Origin of the sequence: Streptomyces sp. HUAS ZL42, from assembly GCF_040782645.1 — a bacterium.
Classification (GTDB): Bacteria; Actinomycetota; Actinomycetes; order Streptomycetales; family Streptomycetaceae; genus Streptomyces.
This window is the reverse complement of record NZ_CP160403.1, coordinates 1029973-1048354: the sequence shown is the minus strand read 5'-3', so window position 1 is coordinate 1048354 and position 18382 is coordinate 1029973. Positions and strand designations below refer to the sequence as shown.

General features: G+C 70.3%; 18 protein-coding genes. 11 read left to right on the top strand and 7 right to left on the bottom strand.

All coding sequences use genetic code 11. The annotated features are described in order from the left end of the window. Positions 1–457: 457 nt before the first annotated feature. On the top strand, positions 458–634 hold the full coding sequence (locus ABZO29_RS05000; protein WP_367318897.1) for a hypothetical protein: 177 nt from the start codon (positions 458–460) through the stop codon (positions 632–634). A 120-nt stretch (positions 635–754) separates the two neighbouring features. Here the strand turns inward: ABZO29_RS05000 and ABZO29_RS04995 are convergent, their stop codons facing one another. Then, positions 755–1012: a response regulator transcription factor gene (locus tag ABZO29_RS04995; RefSeq protein WP_367318896.1), complete on the bottom strand. Its 258-nt coding sequence runs from the start codon at positions 1010–1012 to the stop codon at positions 755–757. A 255-nt stretch (positions 1013–1267) separates the two neighbouring features. Between ABZO29_RS04995 and ABZO29_RS04990 the strand changes: the two genes are divergently transcribed. Then, complete coding sequence (locus ABZO29_RS04990) at positions 1268–3739, top strand: SpoIIE family protein phosphatase (RefSeq protein WP_367318895.1); 2472 nt, start codon at positions 1268–1270, stop codon at positions 3737–3739. A 45-nt stretch (positions 3740–3784) separates the two neighbouring features. Here the strand turns inward: ABZO29_RS04990 and ABZO29_RS04985 are convergent, their stop codons facing one another. Then, the gene (locus ABZO29_RS04985) at positions 3785–3928 is read right to left on the bottom strand and encodes an alpha/beta fold hydrolase (RefSeq protein ID WP_367318894.1); all 144 of its coding nucleotides are present in this window, start codon (positions 3926–3928) and stop codon (positions 3785–3787) included. 19 nt (positions 3929–3947) lie between these two features. On the opposite strand from ABZO29_RS04985, the gene ABZO29_RS04980 reads away from it, so the two are divergent. Further along, positions 3948–5249, top strand: coding sequence for a hypothetical protein (locus ABZO29_RS04980; RefSeq protein ID WP_367318893.1), 1302 nt, complete (start codon positions 3948–3950; stop codon positions 5247–5249). Positions 5250–5275: 26 nt separating this feature from the next. On the opposite strand, the gene ABZO29_RS04975 is transcribed toward ABZO29_RS04980, so the two are convergent. Beyond that, a complete protein-coding gene (locus ABZO29_RS04975; protein WP_367318892.1) occupies positions 5276–6346 on the bottom strand; it encodes a DUF6777 domain-containing protein in 1071 nt (356 codons plus the stop codon). Positions 6347–6697: 351 nt separating this feature from the next. Then, the gene (locus ABZO29_RS04970; protein ID WP_367318891.1) at positions 6698–7465 is read right to left on the bottom strand and encodes a hypothetical protein; all 768 of its coding nucleotides are present in this window, start codon (positions 7463–7465) and stop codon (positions 6698–6700) included. Positions 7466–8416: 951 nt separating this feature from the next. On the opposite strand from ABZO29_RS04970, the gene ABZO29_RS04965 reads away from it, so the two are divergent. Then, entirely contained in the window at positions 8417–8596 is a 180-nt protein-coding gene (locus tag ABZO29_RS04965) for a hypothetical protein (RefSeq protein WP_367318890.1), read from the top strand. A gap of 106 nt (positions 8597–8702) precedes the next feature. On the opposite strand, the gene ABZO29_RS04960 is transcribed toward ABZO29_RS04965, so the two are convergent. Further along, positions 8703–10052 (bottom strand): mucin-1, encoded by a 1350-nt coding sequence (locus ABZO29_RS04960; protein ID WP_367318889.1) that lies wholly within the window; start codon positions 10050–10052, stop codon positions 8703–8705. 180 nt (positions 10053–10232) lie between these two features. Between ABZO29_RS04960 and ABZO29_RS04955 the strand changes: the two genes are divergently transcribed. From ABZO29_RS04955 to pgm, 7 genes are all read left to right on the top strand, one after another. Then, positions 10233–11240 (top strand): LacI family DNA-binding transcriptional regulator, encoded by a 1008-nt coding sequence (locus tag ABZO29_RS04955; protein ID WP_367318888.1) that lies wholly within the window; start codon positions 10233–10235, stop codon positions 11238–11240. A gap of 119 nt (positions 11241–11359) precedes the next feature. After that, positions 11360–12703, top strand: coding sequence for a sugar ABC transporter substrate-binding protein (locus ABZO29_RS04950; RefSeq protein WP_367318887.1), 1344 nt, complete (start codon positions 11360–11362; stop codon positions 12701–12703). A gap of 141 nt (positions 12704–12844) precedes the next feature. Continuing rightward, positions 12845–13786, top strand: a complete 942-nt coding sequence (locus tag ABZO29_RS04945; RefSeq protein ID WP_367318886.1) for a carbohydrate ABC transporter permease — start codon at positions 12845–12847, stop codon at positions 13784–13786. 8 nt (positions 13787–13794) lie between these two features. After that, on the top strand, positions 13795–14637 hold the full coding sequence (locus tag ABZO29_RS04940) for a carbohydrate ABC transporter permease (protein WP_367318885.1): 843 nt from the start codon (positions 13795–13797) through the stop codon (positions 14635–14637). A gap of 117 nt (positions 14638–14754) precedes the next feature. Next, a complete protein-coding gene (locus ABZO29_RS04935) occupies positions 14755–15390 on the top strand; it encodes an AAA family ATPase (RefSeq protein WP_367318884.1) in 636 nt (211 codons plus the stop codon). After that, a complete protein-coding gene (locus tag ABZO29_RS04930) occupies positions 15387–15626 on the top strand; it encodes a hypothetical protein (protein WP_367318883.1) in 240 nt (79 codons plus the stop codon). The genes ABZO29_RS04935 and ABZO29_RS04930 overlap by 4 nt, the downstream gene beginning before the upstream one ends. Positions 15627–15719: 93 nt before the next feature. Then, entirely contained in the window at positions 15720–17360 is a 1641-nt protein-coding gene (pgm, locus tag ABZO29_RS04925; RefSeq protein WP_367318882.1) for a phosphoglucomutase (alpha-D-glucose-1,6-bisphosphate-dependent), read from the top strand. 59 nt (positions 17361–17419) lie between these two features. Here pgm and ABZO29_RS04920 read toward each other — a convergent pair whose 3' ends face one another. Together ABZO29_RS04920 and ABZO29_RS04915 are read right to left on the bottom strand one after the other, a co-directional pair. Then, positions 17420–17803 carry a VOC family protein gene (locus ABZO29_RS04920; RefSeq protein WP_367318881.1) on the bottom strand — a complete coding sequence of 128 codons (384 nt, stop codon included), beginning with the start codon at positions 17801–17803 and terminating at the stop codon, positions 17420–17422. Positions 17804–17813: 10 nt separating this feature from the next. Then, positions 17814–18260: a pyridoxamine 5'-phosphate oxidase family protein gene (locus ABZO29_RS04915; protein WP_367318880.1), complete on the bottom strand. Its 447-nt coding sequence runs from the start codon at positions 18258–18260 to the stop codon at positions 17814–17816. Positions 18261–18382 lie beyond the last annotated feature (122 nt).

Sequence of the window (18382 nt, the reverse complement as noted above, 5' to 3'; positions counted from 1 at the left end):
GAAGCTCGCCGGACGGGCGAAGGTTCGAGGCGGCCCTCACCCGCATGCGTGAGCTGGCGCGAGCGTGGCGTCCCCCAGTGGGCGACGCTGATCGCGGCTGCCCCGGTCGTGCGGATCACGAAAGGTGCTGCGCGGTGCCCGCGGCATGCCGGTCGCCGACCCCGAGGCTGAGCTACGGGGAGGTGTGGGCTGCGGCATGGCGACTGCTGCCCGGTGTGCGCCACCGCCGGCATGTGCTCGGCCGGTACTCGCTGATCCGGGAGAAACCCGCTCGGTGACGTGGCGTCGGGATCGCGGCGTGGTTCCCGGCGAACTGGGTGACCGTGCCCCGGCGACCTGTATCCGTGAACATCGCCGTCTCCTGGGGGACGCACGCAGGCGTCGTCGACTTCGGCCCCCTCGCTCCGCGCCGGTGGAGGGAGGACCATGGGAGAGGAGCGAGCAAGGGAGGCCCGCCATGAAAACGAGAGACTCGGACTACGAACCCTGGCTGTACTCCCACACCCCCTCCCAGGCCGAGGGTGAGCGCGACGATCCGACCGAGCGTGCGGCCGTGGAACAGCACCCGGACGTCCCGAGGACCGAGCCGTCCCAGGCGGAGGGTGAGCGGGTGGACGACACCAGGAGCGCATGACGGGCGCCCTTCGGGTCACCGTCGAGCACGACGTCAAGCGGTCCTGCCCCTGATCCCCGCTTGCACGGCGACTGCACCGAGCACCTGAGCCGTGTTGCGCAGGGCCGGCGGCCAAGGGCGTCAGAGCCCGAGGGCGATGGCAAGCCGGGTGAGTTCGGCTGTGGTGTTGATGTTGAGTTTGGTGCGGATGCGGCGGAGGTAGGCGTCGACGGTGTGTTTGGAGAGCCCCATCTGCCGGGCTGCCTGCAGATAGGTGCAGCCCGACGCGATGTGGCGCAGCGTTTCCAGCTCGCGCGGTGCCAGTGCGGATGCGGGTCCGGTTGCCGTGGCGGGCCCGGAGGCCTGGACGGTCGGCGTGGCGGGTGTGAGGTGGCGCATGGGATCTTCTCCGGCGTGTCGGCTCGGTCGTCCCTGCTCACACCCTCGGAAGCAGAGAGCAAAATGCCTGATTGGCTCGTTTTGTCCCCTTTCGAAATAGGCTGCCTGGGTGACGTCATGACGGTGTCCGCCGACTGTCACAGGCGTGTGACAGACCACCGTCGAGGCCTCCGGGTTGGTGGTGGTCGGCTGTCAGGATCATGCTGGTGAGTGGGCCCGGGTTGTGTGGGTTTGTGAAGGGTGTGATGAGCGGCGATGGTGCGAGGTCCCACTCCTCCCGATGAGGCGCAGGCGGACGCTGCGCCGGGATCGGCGTACACGGCGACGGCCACCGTGGATGGGCGGGGCGTGGTGACGGGGTGGAGTGAGGGTGCACGGCGGCTGCTGGGCTACGGCTCGTCGGAGGTGGTGGGGCGCCCCGCGGCGTGGCTGCTGGCCGAGGATGTCGGCGTGCGGGCGCGGGAGGCGGCCGGGCGGGAGAGGTGGAGCGGCACGGTGGGGCTGCGGCACCGGGACGGTCACCGGCTCGAACGGCGTCTGCTCGCCCACCGCCGCAGGCCGAACGGCCTGGCCCCCGAGTGGTTGCTGTTGTCCGCGGCGGCGGCCGACCCGCGCCTGCCCGCAGACGCAGGGCGTCTGCCGGGGGGTGAGGTGCTGGGGGAGTGGGTGTTTCGTCAGTCGCCCTGCGCGCTTGCGGTCTTCGACACGGATCTACGGCTGGTGCGGGCGAACAGCGGCATGGAGGGTGCGCTGTCGCTGACCGAGGAGGAGATGCGGGGCTTGCGTCTGCCGGAGATCGCGCCGGATCCGGTGAGTGACGAGGTCGAGTCGAGGATGCGCCTGGTACTTGAGGGCGGTGGCGTACAGGACATACCGGCCTTCCTCGGCCCGACGGGTGTCAGCGACCAGCACGGCCGGCCCACGTCGCTGTCCCCGCTGAAGGACGCGGGCGGCCGGGTGCGCGCCGTGTGTCTGGAGGCGCACCACGCGCTTCCCCAGCAACTCGCCGGGCAGCGGATGCGGTGGCTGGACGACGTCAGAGCCCGGATCGGCACCACCTCGGACGTACAGCGCACCGCGCAGGAGCTGGCCGACGTCGTGGTCCCCGCCCTTGCGGACTTCGCCGCCGTCGAGTTGCTGCCGGCCCCCGAGGGCGGGGAGGTGCCCGCCGGGGTTCCCGGTGGGCCGGTGACCCTGGGGCGCACGGCCGTGCGGTCGATCGGCGAGGAGGGACCGGTCTCCTTTGTCGCGGGGGAGGAGCCCGCCGCCGCGGCCCCTGAGACGTGCCGCTACCCGGGGTCGTCGCCGGTGGCCCGGTGCCTGACCGAGGGGCGGGGCGCCGTGTACGGCGTGAGAGATCCCGCCATCGCACAGTGGGCCGCCGAGGATCCGCAGGCCGGTTGGCTGCGAGTGGCGGGGACCCATTCGGTGATGGTGGTGCCGGTGCGCGCCCGCGGCGGCACTCTGGGCGTGGCCCTCTTCAGCCGCAGCCGGCGCCCCGAGCCCTTCGGGGCGGACGACCTGGCGACGGCCGAGGAGCTCACGGCAAGAGCGGCCATGGCCATGCACGGCCGCGGCCACCACACCCGGGAGCACACCACGACGATGACGTTGCAGCGCAGTCTGCTGCCGCAGACGCTGCCCGATCAGCAGGCCCTGGACATCGCCACCCGCTACCTGCCGGCCGGCGGTCGGGCAGGGGTGGGCGGGGACTGGTTCGATGTGATCCCGCTGTCCGGGATGCGGGTGGCACTGGTGGTGGGTGACGTGGTCGGCCACGGTATCCGTGCCTCGGCGACCATGGGCAGGGTGCGCACCGCGGTGCGCACCCTTGCGGACGTCGATCTGCCGCCGGACGAGCTGCTCACCCATCTCGACGATCTCGTGCTGCATCTGTCGGCGGAGGAGGCGGGCGCGGAGGGTGCCGCGGAGAGCGCCGGGGGCATCGGCACCACCTGCCTGTACGCCGTCTACGACCCCGTATCACGGCGCCTGACCCTGGCCAGGGCCGGTCATCCACCGCCGGCGGTGGTGGCCCCGGACGGCGCGGTCCGCTTCCTGGACGTCCCGCCGGGGCCGCCACTTGGCCTGGGCGGGCTGCCGTTCGAGACCTTCGAGACCGTGCTGGACGAGGACAGCCTGATCGCCCTGTACACCGACGGGCTGCTCGCCGCCCGCGACCACGACATCGACGACGCCCTGGACAGGATGTTCCAGGCCCTGGCCCGCCCCGCGAAGGGGCTGGACACGGTGTGCGACCGGATCCTGACCTCCATGCTGTCCCATCGCCCCGACGACGACGTCGCTTTGCTGATCGCCCGCACCCGGGCCCTTCCCGCCGACCGGGTCGCCACCTACGACCTGGACTTCGACACGACCGTGGTCGCCGAGGCCCGCCGGCACGCCACCGACCAGCTGACCGCCTGGCAGCTGGAGGAGGCCGCCTTCATCACCGAACTCGTCGTCAGCGAACTGGTCACCAACGCCCTCCGCTACGGCCGCCCGCCCATCCAGCTGCGACTGATCCACGCCGGCCACACCCTCATCTGCGAAGTGTTCGACTCCAGCAGCACCGCCCCGCACATGCGCCGCGCCCGCACCTTCGACGAGGGAGGACGTGGCCTGCTGCTCGTCGGCCAGCTCGCTCAGCGCTGGGGCACCCGGCACGCGGCCACCGGCAAGACGGTCTGGGCCGAACAGTTCCTCGTGGCCGAACCCGATGTGTGATCACCTTCCTCCCGGCTTGAGACCTCCTCTGCTGAGCGCGCTCGGTCAGGACGTGATCGGGTGACGGGCCAGGAACCGGGCCATGGCCTCGGCGACCGGCCGGGCTCGCTCGACATGCAGGAGATGCCCCACGCCCTCGATGACGCACTCTTCGATGTCCGGCACGGCGGAGCGCAGGAGCTCGGCCACCTCGACCCACAGACGGCCGGTGTCGCCGCCGACGACGGACAGCGTCGGCCGACGGATCGCCGCGGCCTCATCGGGGCCGAACCGCCAATCGGCCCTGCTCGCCTGCGAGGAACTGCGTCCCTACGTCCGGCGCGAGCTGGGCTGGCCCCTGACGGAGCTGGGCCGTATCCGGCTGCGGCGCGGCGATCTGACCGGCGCCGAGGAGGCACTGCGTGATGCCCATCGCCTCGGGTGGGATCCCGAGCCGGTGCTCTCGCTCGTCCGACTCGCCGACGGTGACGCCGACACGGCAGCCGCGACGATCGACGAGGCGCTCATGCGGCCCCGACCCGTTCCGTCGAAGGAGCTTCCCCCCACCACCGAGTTGCGCCGGGCGCCGCTGCTGGACGCGCAGGTGAAGATCGCCGCGGTCCGTCTCGACCCGCAGACGGCCCGGGCCGCGGCCCGGGAACTCGACGAGGTGGCCGCCCGCTTCGCCAGCAACGCGCTCGCCGCGTCGGCGCTCCAGGCGCACGGCGATGTCCTCCTTGCCGAGGGCGACGCGGCCGGCGCCTCGGCGTTGTTCGCCGACGCGGTGCGCGCCTGGAACGAGATCGGCGCGCCGTACGAGGCGGCGGAGTGCCGGCTCCGCCTCGCCGATGCCCAGCACGACCTGGGCCGCACGCGGGCCGAGACGCTGGAGCGGGAGGCGGCACGTGCCGAGTTCGAACGGATCGCCACCGCACCCGCGGTTCCCCCGGCGCAGCCGGCCACGACCGGGCCGAACGCGTTCGTCCGGGAGGCCGACTTCTGGAAGATCGTCTTCGACGGGCGGCGCTTGACCGTCCGCGACAGCAAAGGCATGCACCACCTCGCCCGGCTGCTCGGCGCGCCGGGCCGGGAGTTGCACGTCCTCGACCTCGTCGCCGCGGAGAGCGACGACCCCACGCGCGCGGCAGGGCTTCTGCGCGCCGGCGACGCGGGTCCCCTCCTGGACGACCGGGCCAAGCGGATGTACCGCAGACGGCTCGCCGAGATCGACGACGACATCGAAGAAGCCCGCAGTGCCGGTGACGCGGCCCGTGAGGCACAGGCCGAGTTCGAACGAGATTTCCTGATCAGTGAACTCGCGCGGGCGGTCGGACTCGGTGGACGCGACCGCCGTGCCGGAGCGGCGTCCGAACGGGCCCGGGCCGCCGTGACGCAAGCCCTGCGCAAGGCCATCGGCCGCCTCCGCGAGGCCTGCCCACCGCTCGGCGAACACCTCGACCGCACCATCCGCACAGGCACGTACTGCGCCTACCTCCCCGACCCGCGTTTTCCCTCCATGTGGACGACGTGACGCCGGGTGCCGCTTGTGCCGGCACGTCACCCGGAGGGCGGGCTGTCCGGCGGGGGCGACTCTTGCTCGGGCTCGACTTGAGCCGGCGAGGAGGCGGAATCCGGGGGCGCGACGCTCTCAGGTGCGGGGGACGGGGACGTTGGAGGCGAGGGCGGTTGTACGACGTTCGGGGCTCGAGGCTTCGAGGACTGCGACGACGGAGCCGAGGGAGTCTCGGGGGAGGACGACGGCGGCCGGCTGGGTCCTGGCGAGGAGGTGTCCTCCGAGCGCTTCTCCGGCGGCTTCGAGGACGTGTCCTTCGAGTGATTCTCCTTCGGCGGTGTCGAGGCTTGGCCCGATGCGGTCGGAGTGTGCGTCGGCGGCGGCGTGGTCGTGCTCTCGTGCTTGTCCCTGTGGTCGCCGTGTCGGCGGGTGGACCGGTCCGTCGGCGAGAGGTCTGCCGTGACGAAGGTGTGCACGGGGTGGGGTGCCGGGGTGACGGCGACGACGTGTGAGGGACGGTAGCCGGGCCATGGGCGGGCCGCCGGTCGGGGCGGGGCCTGCTCGGCCGCGGGCGGAGCGAGGGGGTTGCCGCAGGCGCAGCGCACGCGGGGGACGCCGCGGTCGTCGACCAGGACGGCGGAGCCGGCTTGCAGAACGGACGGGTAGCTGGTGGCGGTGCCGTTCTGGTAGCCGTGGTTGGTGACCAGCGTGTCGCTGGTCAGGCGCAGGGGGGTGAGGGTGCGCAGGTAGTGGGGGACGGTGGAGGGCTCGATGCCGAGCGCGGAGGCGAAGGCTGTTTTCTTCGACGCGTCCGCGCGCAGGGCGGTGATCTGCTGGTTCACGTTGCAGCGGGTGGCGCTGCGGGTCCCGCCGTACAAGCCGGGCGTGTCGCCGTCCAGGCTGCGCGGCGCGTTGCCTGCGGCCGGGGCGGCCGGTGACGGCGCGGCCGGCGGTGGATCGCCGTCCGGCGTGGTCGCCTCCGTGAACGGGTGTGCGCCCGTGGTCCCGGCGGCCTCGAGGAAGACCTCACCTTGGTGGTGCGGCGTGCCGGGGGCGTGGGAGACGACCAGGGCCAGGGCCAGCACTGCGGCGACGACAGTGGCGATCAGGGCCACGCGCGAGGCCCGCCTGCCTGGCAGGCGCCTGGGTCGCGCGGTTGGCCCGGAGGCTCCCGACGGGCCCGACTGCGGGCCCGACAGGGGTCCCGACGGAGGACCTGCGGGTCCTGCGGGTCCTGCAGGGGGTCCCGTGGGTCGGTCGGACGGCGGCGGGTTGGTGCTCATGGCTCTGGCTCCCCGGGTTCCTTTCTGGGCGTGGAGGTGGAAGAAGGCGACGGGGTGGAGGCCCAGGTGGACCTCCACCCCGTCGCGAGGGGTGTCGCGGGGCCGGGCGTCAGGGACCCGTCCGGCCCCTGGCGAGGGCTGGTCGATGGACTCAGTGCCGTGACCGTCCTCGCCGGTGGCGCCCTACACGGCCGGGGCAGGCTCGGCGGGTGCGGGCTCGGCCGGGGCCGGGTCGGCGGGGGCCGGGTCAGCGGGAGCGGGGTCCGCCGGAGCGGGATCCGCCGGGGCCGGGTCCGCCGGGGCCGGGTCGGCCGGAGCCGGGTCAGCGGGCGCGGGGTCCGCCGGGGCCGGGTCGGCCGGAGCGGGGTCGGCCGGGGCCGGGTCGGCCGGAGCCGGCTTCTCCTCGGCCTTCTTGTCGTCCGGCTTCTCCTCGGGCTTCTTGTCGTCCGGCTTCTTGCCGTGGTCGGGCTTCTTGTCTTCCTCCTTCTTGTCTTCCTCCTTCTTCTCCTCCTTGGCTTCGTGCTCGTCCTTCCAGTGGTCGTCGTCCTTGTGGTCCCAGGGCTTGTCGTGGTGGTTCTCCCAGTAGTGGTAGTCGTTGTAGCTGTCCCAGAAGTACCACTTGTGGTGGTGCTTCACGATGTAGTAGCAGTCGTAGTGGTCGTCCCAGTACCACTTGTAGTGCTTGCCCCAGCAGTAGTACTTCTTGTGCTTCTTGTTCTTCTTGTGCTTGTTGTGGTGCTTGCTCCAGCAGTAGTTCTTGGTCTTCTTCTGCTGATGCTCCGGGGCCATGGTCGCCGCGGACTGCTCGGACATCGGGGCGGCGGTGGCGGCGGTGGCCGGCAGGATGACGCCGCCGGCGACCACCACGGCCGAGGCCACTGCGGTCGCCACGCCCAGCCGACGCTTGGGGCGGGCGTCCTGGGACTCGGGCTTTCGCATGATGCGGTTCATGTTTCCTCCTGAAGTGAAAGGCACTCTTTGTGTGCCCGGGGCCCTGCTCTTTCCGGTGTTTCCGGTGAGGCCCGCACTTCAAGTAGGCCCGGATCGCCTGGTCAGGTCATGTTCCGAGGGCTCGGGACTTGACGGATGGGAAGACGCCGGGTACACGCCGCCTCCCGTCTTGCTCTCGTACGCGGTTGCCGCTGATCGGCGGGCAGGCGAAATCGACACTTGCCACCCCGAACTTCTGCTCGTCGACCAGGCCTTGGCGGATTCTTCCCGAGGTGTTCGGCCGCGCGAGCCTGAGCCTTGCGCTCCCGCCGCCCGATGAAAAGAAACGCTGTGAGAACCTTGGAATTACCTGGGTTCTGATGGGCCGTCAGGGAGGGGCATGGGAAACCACAGGCGGCCCAGGTCCGGGATCAGCGGTACGGGCAAGGGCTGTCGCACGGATACTCGCGCTCGTGGGCGCCCTGGGCCAGGAGCCCGGTCCGGCTGCCCAGGAAATGCTGCCCTGTCTGCTGGTGGTAGGGGCATCGGTAGCTTCGCCGCCCCGACTCTGACCCCGGAACGGCGAAGCACCACCGATACAGGCGGCTGTCAGCATCGGCCGCCGGCACGGTCTGCCAGGACCGTGCCCAGTGAAATTGGAGGAACCCAGGTGGAATCGAGAACCAGGCGCCTCGCGATGTCGAGCATAGCCGCCCTTGCCGCTGCGGTGCTGGTGGCAGGCTGCGGTGGGCAGCAGTGGCGGCACCGGTTCGTCGGGCGCCGACGGCAACACGCTGACCCCGTGGACGCACAACGTCGGCAACGCCGCCGCATCCGCGATTGACGGCCCCAACGGCACCGTCCCTTGCCAGTCGCCGGCGGCCCAGGCACACCTGTCGAACTCCGTGTCATCGTCGATCGGTCGATCGGTCGATCGGTCGATCGGTCGATCGGTCGATCGCGGAGATCTACGTGGCCTCCGGCCAGGTGCTCACGATCAGGTTCTGTCCGACCGGCGACGGACCATGGCGGCTGCAAGCCCACACCACGGACGGCGCCGGCCGGACCGACCTCACCGTCGAAGCGTGGAACCTGCACCCGAGCGGGACCCAGCAGGAACCACTCCTGGCACGCCATGGGCAGGACACCTGAGGGCATCGAGGGGCGTTCGCCCCGGCCTGCCGCAGGGCATGGCCGGGGCGAGCAGTTGGCGCGCCTGGGTTCGGCGCTGCTTCCGGGGAGCGGTCGGAACCGCCGTTCAGTTCGACGCCGGTCCCGGCCATACGGCGGAGGCGTCGTCGCGGCTGGGATCGGGCAGGCGGACCGGGCGGACCGGGATCGTGTGGGTGCGTCCTTCCGAGACCGCCGTCCACGGGGCGGGGTGGCCCGAGTAGGACAGGGTGGTGAGGACGAAGACGTCGTCGGCGTAGACCTCGACGTACTCGCCGATCGTGAGAATGCGCAGGGTCGCGGCGGGCTCGGTCAGGACGGTCTCGCCGAGCCGACCGCCGTCGGGGCCGGTGACCCAGAGGTTCTTGCCGTCACAGCCGAGGACGAGGGCGGGGCGGCCGCTCCCGGGCGCGTCCGTGCGCAGGGTGATCTCGACACGGGCGGAGAGGGTGAGGTCGCCGACCGCGTGCAGACCGGGCTGCTCGGTCTCCTCGCCCAGCCAGCTGTCCAGGCCGGGCCACCACTCCAGGCGCGGCGCCGAACCGTCCGGGACGACAAGGGACTTGGGCTGGGCGAGCATGCCGCGGCAGCGCTCACCGGAGTCGGTGAGATCGACGCGGCGGGGGGTGGTGTGCAGGACGACACGGGAACCGTCGGGAGCGGCGATGACGCGGGGGGCGTAGGAGCCGGTCGGGCCGAGGGGACCACGGCGGGTCCAGGGGCCGCGCAGTCGGGGGGCGGTCCATGCCTCGAAGCCGCGGGTGGCTCCTATGGAGCCGAGCAGCAGCCAGCTGCCGTCGTCGAGGCGTTCCAGGACCGGGCACTCCAACTCGTCCACGTCACCGGGTGAGATGAGCGGTGGATGCACCGTCCAGTGCTCCAGGTCGTCGGACGTCGCCCATGCGACACAGCCGCTGACCTCGACGGGCAGGGAGGCGTCGGCGGCGCAGACGACCATGACCCAGCCGTCCGACTCGTCGTCGCGTACGACGAACGGGTCGCGCCATCCCATGCGTTCTCCGGTGCGGTACCAGCGGGCGTCCGCCTCGACTACCGGTCCGGTGCCATGGCGCCGCCAGCCGGTGCCGTCGGTGCGATCGGAGTAGGCCAGCCCGACCGACTGCAACGGCCAGCCGCCCCCGGTCAGTTGGCTCACGCCCGTGTAGAACATCGCCATTCCGTCGCCGTACGGGACGGGGTGCATGGTCCACACCGCCTGCTGGTCGAACCGGCCGGGCAGCCCGTTGCCGAAGGCGGTGCCCTCGGGCCGCCAGGCGACCAGGTCCGTGGAGGTGGCCCGGCCGTAGGAGGTCTCCATCCGCAGATGGTCGAACTCGGCCGTCCACGGGCCCTGCAGATGCAACACCGCGTAGGTGCCGTCGCCGTCGCGGAGCAGGGCGAAGTCGTTCACGCAGAGGCCGGGCGGGGCGTATCGCATGCACAGTTCCTGTCGGCTCGCAGCGCTCAAACGCGTGCGCTGACCAGTGACCTCAAAGGTCTCACTTAAGAATCGGCCCTAGTAAAACCGAACGCAAACGCTTGCGCAACAACGAGGTCGGGTTTACGGTCACGTCACCCACAGATCACACCGACGTGAAACCGACGGGAGAAAAGTGCTGTGACCGTCAGCATCACCGATGTCGCCCGCGCCGCCGGAGTCTCAGCGTCCACCGTGTCCCGCGCCCTGCGCGGCCGGCCGGGCGTCTCCGACGAGGTGCGGGCACAGATCACGGCCGTCGCCACACAGCTCGGCTACACGGCGTCCCGCTCGGCGTCCAGCCTGGCCAGCGGACGCACCTTCACCATCGGTGTCGTGGTCCCGTACGTGGGCCGCTGGTTCTTCGGCACCGTGCTGGACGCCGCCGAGCGCGAGTTCAGTGCCGCGGGCTACGACGTCCTGCTGTACAACCTGGGATCGCCGGAGACACGCAAGCGTTTCTTCACCAGGATGCCGGTCCGCAAGCGCGTGGACGCCGTGCTGTCGCTGCTCATCCCCGACGAGGAGGAGTCCGCCGCGCTGCGCTCACTCGGGGTGCCGCTGGCCGGCACGGTCGGCGACGCCAGGCCCGGCTTCACCGTGGTCGGCATCGACGACCGGGCCGGCGCGGAAAGCGCCGTACGGCATCTGGTGAACCTCGGCCACCGCCGGATCGGCATGATCAGCGGGGCGAGCGGACCGCTGCACTGGACCACGCCCGTCAAGCGCCGTCAGGCGTACCTCGACGTGCTGGCCGACGCCGGGATCGCACACGACCCGGCGCTGGAGGCGGACGGCGACTACACCGTCGAGGGCGGCGAGCGGGCCATGACCGAACTGCTGGCCGCCTCCCGGCCACCGACGGCCGTGTTCGCACAGTCCGACGAGATGGCGATGGGTGCGCTGCGCGCCCTGCGGCGCCACCGGCTGAAGGTTCCGGACGACGTGTCCGTCGTCGGCTTCGACGATCACGAACTGTCCGACGTGCTGGGGCTGACCACCGTCGCCCAGCCTGTCGCCGGTCAGGGCGCAGAAGCCGCCCGGCTGCTGCTGCGACAGCTCGACGAGCCGGACACCGAGCCGCCCAGGCATGTGCAGATGCCCATCCGTCTCGTCCTGCGCGAGACCACCGCCCCGCCGCGCCGGTGAGGCCCCGAGTGACCGATCCCGGCAACCCACGAGGCCCTGTCAGGCCCCTGAGCCCCACAACCCCACACCGGACAGCACCAGCGCACTTCGAACCCTCGCACCGCACGGAGGCACGCACCATGAGTTCGACCACCAGAAGGTACCGCCGCATGGCCTGTACGGGCCTGGCTCTCGTCCTGCCGCTCGCGGCACTGGCCGCCTGCGGCGGCGGCAGTGGCGGCGACACCTCCGCCGACGCCGGCAGCGGCAGCGGCACCATCAGCGTCTGGGCCCACCAGGGCCAGAAGAGCGAGGACGCCGCCCTGCAGAACGCGGTGAAGTCCTTCAACTCCTCCCAGGACAAGATCAAGGTCGAGCTGAAGCTGATCCCCGGCAACGACTACACCAAGACCATCACCGCCACCGACGCCTCCAAGCTGCCGGACGTGATGGAGTTCGACGGCCCGACCATGGCGAACTTCGTCTACAACAAGAAGCTCGCCGCGATCGACGACTACGTCTCCGTCAAGACCATGTCCAACGCCACCCCGGCCGCCAAGGCGCAGGGCGAGATCGACGGCAAGCACTACGGCCTGGGCATGTACGACTCGGGGCTCGGCATATACGGCAACAAGAAGCTGCTGGACGCGGCCGGGGTGAAGTACCCCACCGGTCTGTCCGACGACTGGACCGCGGCCGAGTTCACCGCGGCCGTGCAGAAGCTGGCCGCCAAGGACTCCGACCGCAAGAGCCTGGACCTTCAGGAGAACAACGGCTACGCCAACGAGTGGGGCACGTACGGCTTCGCACCGGTCGTCTGGTCGGCCGGCGGTTCGCTGCTGAAGGACGGCAAGGCGGAAGGCGCGCTCGACGCCCCGGCCGTGGTCTCGGCGATGAAGACCTTCCAGTCCTGGAAGACGTACGTCGACTCCAACACCGACGGAAACGCGTTCGCCAAGGGCCGGGTGGCGCTGAGCTGGGTCGGCCACTGGATGTACCCCACCTACAGCGAGGCCCTCGGTGACGACCTCGTCGTGCTGCCGCTGCCCGACTTCGGCAACGGCCCCAAGACCGGCCAGGGCTCCTGGGCCTGGGGCATCGGCGCGGGCTCCAAGAACGGCAAGGCCGCCGGTACCTTCCTCGACTACCTCCTCGACGACGCCAACGTCACCGCGATGACGACGGCCAACGGCGCACCGCCCGCCACCAGGACCGCACTGGCCAAGAGCGAGCTGTACAAGCAGGGCGGCCCGCTCCAGCTCTACGCCGACCAGCTCGCCAAGCCCTGCGGCGACAGCGACATCACCAAGACCTGCGTCGCCGTGACCCGCCCGCTCACCGCCGGATACCCCACGGTCACCGCCAAGTTCAGTGAGGCCCTCAACGCCGTCTATGGCGGCGCCGACCCGAAGAGCGCCCTGGAGAAGGCCGCCCGCGCCATCGACCAGGACTTCTCCGACAACGCCGGTTACAAGATCCAGTAGGACGCTTCGGCCGGGGCGGGCTCGCCTGCGACGCGTATGACGCGTACGACGGCGGGCCCCTCCCGGCCGGGAACAGGACTCCCCGTGAAGACCGTGGAACCCGCGCACGCCGCGCCCTCCGGCAGGGAAGAAGGCCCGCCCGTGACCTCAGCGCAGCCCGCGCGGCCGGCGCGTTCAAAGCCCAGGAACCGCGACTGGCTGCACGGACTGCTCATGTCCACGCCCGCCGTCGCCGGACTCATCGCCTTCGTCGGCATCCCGTTCGGTTACGCCGTCGTCCTCTCCTTCTACAACGTGCGCCTGGGCTCCCCGCTCGCGCCGTCCTTCTTCGGCGTGGAGCAGTACCGGCGCCTGTTCACCGACCCGGATCTGTCGGGCCCGTTCCTGCGGGCGCTGCTCAACAACCTGACCTTCGCCGTGGTCGTCGTACCGCTCCAGACGGGCCTCGCGCTCGCCCTCGCGATCCTCCTCAACCGCAAGCTCAAGGCCATCGGCCTGTTCCGGTCCCTGTTCTTCATGCCGGTCGTCTTCCCCATGACGCTGGTCGCCGTCATCTGGCGTCTCATCCTCGCCCGCAGCGACCAGGGCCTGCTCAACTCCGCGCTGCACGCGGTGAGTTTCGGCAACTGGGGGGCCTTCGACTGGCTCGGCGACGCCGCCACCGCCATGGCGTCGATCATCGTGCTGTCCGTCTGGCAGGGCGTCGGCTTCCAGATGGTCATCCTGCTGGCCGGCCTCCAGCAGATACCCGGCGAGCTCTACGAGGCCGCCGAGCTCGACCGGGCCTCCCGCTGGCAGCAGTTCCGTCACGTCACCCTGCCGGGCATCCGCGGCACCCTCGTCTTCGTCGCCATGCTCACCTCGGTGCTCGCCTTCCGCGTCTTCGACCAGGTCTACGTCCTCGTCCACGGCGGCGGTCTCGACGAGGACGCCACCCGCACGGTGATGTACCAGGCCGTCACCACCGCCTTCGACCAGAACAACATCGGCCAGGCGTCCGCGATCACCGTCGTCTTCTTCCTGATCGTCGTCGCCCTGACTCTCATCCAGCGCCGCGTCGTCCGGCCCGACAACGAGGACTGAAACCCACCATGGCCACGACCCGCGCGCCCCTGCGCCGCTTCGCCGACTACGCCGTCCTGAGCGTGCTCGCCTTCATCTTCGTACTGCCCGTCCTCTACCTCCTCCTCGGCAGCCTCAAGCCCTCCGACCAGGTACTGAACGGCCTGAGCGGATTCCTCCCCACCCACCTGTCCTTCGACAACTACACGCACGTCCTCGACGCCCTGAACTCCGACAGCACCGGCTATTTCTGGCGCTTCATGGGTGTCTCGCTACTCGTCGCGTTCGTGGTCGTGACCGGCGGCCTCTTCGTCAACTCGATGGCGGCGTACGGCATGTCACGGCTGAAGTGGCGCGGCCGGGGAGCCCTTTTCACGCTCGTCCTGCTGCTGATGCTGGTGCCCTTCGAGTCGGTGGCCGTACCGCTCTTCTACATGTTCAACGACCAGCGCAACACGATCTACATCCAGGCGATCCCGTTCATCGCCAACGCCTTCTCGGTCTACCAGTTCCACACGTTCTTCCGCACGATCCCGCCCAGCATCGAGGAGGCCGCCCGGCTGGACGGCGCGGGCCCCTGGCGCACCTTCTTCGCGATCATCGTGCCGATGTCGAAGCCGGTGTTCGCCTCGGTCGCGATCCTCACCTTCCTCACCCAGTGGGGCTCGTTCCTGTGGCCGGTCCTGATGGTTTCCGACCCCGCCGCACGCCCGCTCCCCCTGGAGATGAGCGTCTTCCAGGGCCAGCAGCCCCCGGACTGGGGTCAGATCCTCGCCTTCGGTGTCCTGCTCGTCCTGCCCGTGCTGGTGGTCTTCGCCTTCTTCCAGCGCTGGTTCGTCCAAGGAGTGGCCAGCTCTGCGGTCAAGGGCTGAGCACGACTCGGCGCAGGGGTCACATCGGAACTCGTCGTTGTGCGGCTCGGGTGAACCCGTGGACCCGCCCCGCGTGCCGGGCAGCGCGGACCGGCCGGACTCCATACGGTGGCGGACGTGTTGCTGAGCTGTGCGTTCATCAATCTGAAGCCTGGTGTCGGGAAGACGACCAGCGCTGTCTGGCTGGCCCATGCGCTGAATGAGCTGGGACTGCCCCCGCTGCTGGTCGACAGCGACCCGGCCGGCTCCGCGCTGCGCTGGAGCGAGCTCGCCGGCGGCTTTCCCTTTCCCGTGATCGCCCTTCCCGTCGGCGACGTGCACCACCGGGTCGACGACTTCCTCGGAAGACGGCAGGCCGTGGTGCTCGACGCCCCGCAGCTGGAGGATCACGCCCGCATCGCGCGCAGCGTCATGCGCCATGCGAACGAGTGGATCGTGCCGGTGACCCCGGCCCCGATCGAGCTGGACCGGATGGCACCCATCCAGAACGAGATGGGCGATGTGCAGTCGCTTCGCCCGCAGCCGGCCCGCACCGCGGTGTTGCTCAACCGCACCAACCGTCCCGGCACCACCCGTACCGGTCCCGACTCCGACGCCCGGGAGGTGCTCGCGGAACGGGGATTCGACGTCCTCGACACCCAGATCGCCCGCCTCGACCTGTACTCCCAGTCGTTCGGCGGTCCGGTCCGCGTCCAGGGAACCGCCTACATGGACCTCGCGAACGAACTCCTCAAACGTCAGGCAGGCGAATGAACCAGCGCAAGGACAACTACCGCGCGGCCTTGCTGCGCGGTCAGGCGGAGCCGGGCCCCCATACCCCCAGGGCGACCACGCTGAGAACCAGATACGTCCGGATCACCATCGAGGTCGATCCGGAGGTGCAGCGCATCCTGGACCGGTGGACGACGCCGGCGGTCGGCCTGCTGACGGACACCGGCGCGGCCGCCCTGCGCGTCCTGACGGTGTTCACCGACAGGAAGACCACCTGACCGAGCCCGAGCCGGCCACGCGGCGCGGCCCGCACCCCGAAAGGGGGAAGATAGTCGCGAGTGAATGCGTGATCGACACGAGGAGCGGGTGTCATGCACTCTGAGCGAGCGGGCAAGCCGGCCGGACCCGAGGACCTGATCGACGTCGCCAGGCTGGTGACGGCGTACTACGCGTTGCACCCCGACCCGGCCGCGCCGGAGCAGCGCGTCGCGTTCGGCACGTCAGGGCATCGCGGATCGTCGCTGGCGGCGGCGTTCAACGAGGACCACATCGCCGCGACAAGCCAGGCCATCTGCGAGTATCGCGCGGAACAGGGCACCGACGGCCCCCTCTTCCTGGGAGCGGACACGCACGCCCTGTCCGAGCCCGCGAGGGTCACCGCGCTGGAGGTGTTCGCGGCCAACGACGTGACGGTGCTCATCGACACCGCGGACGGTTACTCGCCCACCCCGGCGGTCTCGCACGCCATCCTGACCCACAACCGGGGCCGCACCTCCGGGCCGGCGGACGGCGTGGTCGTGACCCCCTCGCACAACCCGCCTGCCGACGGCGGCTTCAAGTACAACCCGCCCAGCGGCGGTCCGGCAGGCTCCGACGCGACCTCCTGGATCCAGGACCGGGCGAACGAGATCATCGCAGCCGGCCTGAAGGACGTACGGCGCGTCTCCTACACCCGGGCGCTCGCCGCACCCGGCACCGCACGCTACGACTTCCTGGACTCGTATGTGTCCGACCTGCCGAACGTGCTGGACCTGGACGCGATCCGGACGGCCGGCGTACGGATCGGTGCCGACCCGCTCGGAGGGGCCTCGGTGGCCTACTGGGGGCGCATCGCCGAGCAGCACCGCCTCGACCTGACGGTGGTCAATCCGCTGACCGACCCGACCTGGCGCTTCATGACGCTGGACTGGGACGGCAAGATCCGCATGGACTGCTCCTCGCCGCATGCGATGGCCTCGTTGATCGAGCAGCGCGACCGTTTCCAGATCGCGACGGGCAACGACGCCGACGCCGACCGGCACGGCATCGTCACTCCGGACGCCGGCCTGATGAACCCCAATCACTACCTTGCCGTCGCCATCTCCTACCTGTACGGGCACCGCAAGGAGTGGCCCGCGGGTGCGGGCGTGGGCAAGACGCTGGTGTCGTCCGGCATGATCGACCGGGTCGCCGCCGACCTGGGCCGCCGACTGGTCGAAGTGCCGGTGGGATTCAAGTGGTTCGTGGACGGACTGGTCGACGGATCGCTCGGCTTCGGAGGCGAGGAGTCGGCCGGAGCGTCGTTCCTGCGCCGGGACGGTTCGGTGTGGACCACCGACAAGGACGGCATCATTCTGGCCCTGCTCGCCTCCGAGATCACGGCCGTCACCGGCAAGACACCGTCCGAGCACTACGCCGCGCTCACGGCACGCTTCGGCGAACCGGCCTACGCCCGCATCGACGCACCGGCGTCCCGAGAGGAAAAGGCCCTCCTGGCCAAGCTGTCCCCGGCACAGGTCAGCGCCGACACCCTCGCCGGGGAGCCGGTCACCGCCGTACTCACCGAAGCGCCGGGCAACGGCGCCTCCATCGGCGGCATCAAGGTGACCACCGAGAACGCGTGGTTCGCGGCCCGACCCTCGGGCACCGAGGACGTGTACAAGATCTACGCGGAGTCGTTCCGGGGCCCCGACCACCTGCGTCAGGTCCAGGACGAGGCCAAGCTCGTGGTGCAGCGGGCACTGGGAAGCTGACGCGCTGTCGAGAAGGTCCGCAGTCGGAGATCCCGGTGCGGATCTTCTCGACCAGTCCATCACGAGGTGACCTGTGAAGACGTACCCTCGTGCGGCGGAAGGCGGACGAGGCAGAACTCGTTCCCTTCGGGATCGGCCATGACCCGTACGGTGACACCGTCTTCGGTCGTCTCGTCGATGACGACGGCGCCGAAACTCACGGCGTGACGTGTCGCCGCCTCCAGATCCGGCACGGTCAGATCGACGTGCGCGCGGTTCTTGCCCGTCTTGGCCTCGCCGACACGCTGGAAGGCAAGTGCCGAGGCGCCGTCTCGGGAGGGCTCCAAGAGGACGTACTGCCTCCATCTCGTCTTGATCTGTACGCCGAGGAAGTCCGACCAGAATGCCGCGAGCCGCTCCGGGTCCGCGCAGTCCATGACGATGTGGGACACATGGAGTTCCATCCGCACAGTCTCACAGAACGTTACGGGCGACGGAGTAGCTCAGGTCCTGGGCCGTGAGTGAGGCGGGCGTCAAGCGCAGCCACATCGTGCCTCGTTCGCTCGGATCGTCGTACAGGTAGTGCACGAACCGTTCATCCCACAGAGCCTCGTCCGCTCCCAGATAGCGGGCCAGCTTGCGCCGCCCTCTCGGCACGTCGAACGGTACGAGCTCAGCCTGCCCCCGGGCGATCACCTGCTGAACGCGTCCCGTCACGAGATCGCATTCGTCCACCACGAGCGCGACGCCCGGATCGTCCTTCACACGGTGGAACAACCGGGTCCACGGACCCGTCAGCACCCAGAATGCGCCGTCCTCCCAGAGGAACCAGACCGGGCGCACCGTGGGCCCATCGGTGGCGAGGCGAGCGGTGAGCGGCTGCCGCAAGAAGGTGTCCACGTCGAAACCACGAGCTGTCACAGCTCCAATCCTGCGGTGTCACACATCTCTTGCCCACCGACTTGCGACCTGAGGCGCACCCGAGGCTGACCCGGCGGGCGGCCTGCCTCGACCACGACGGCCTCCGCCCATCGTCGAGGGCC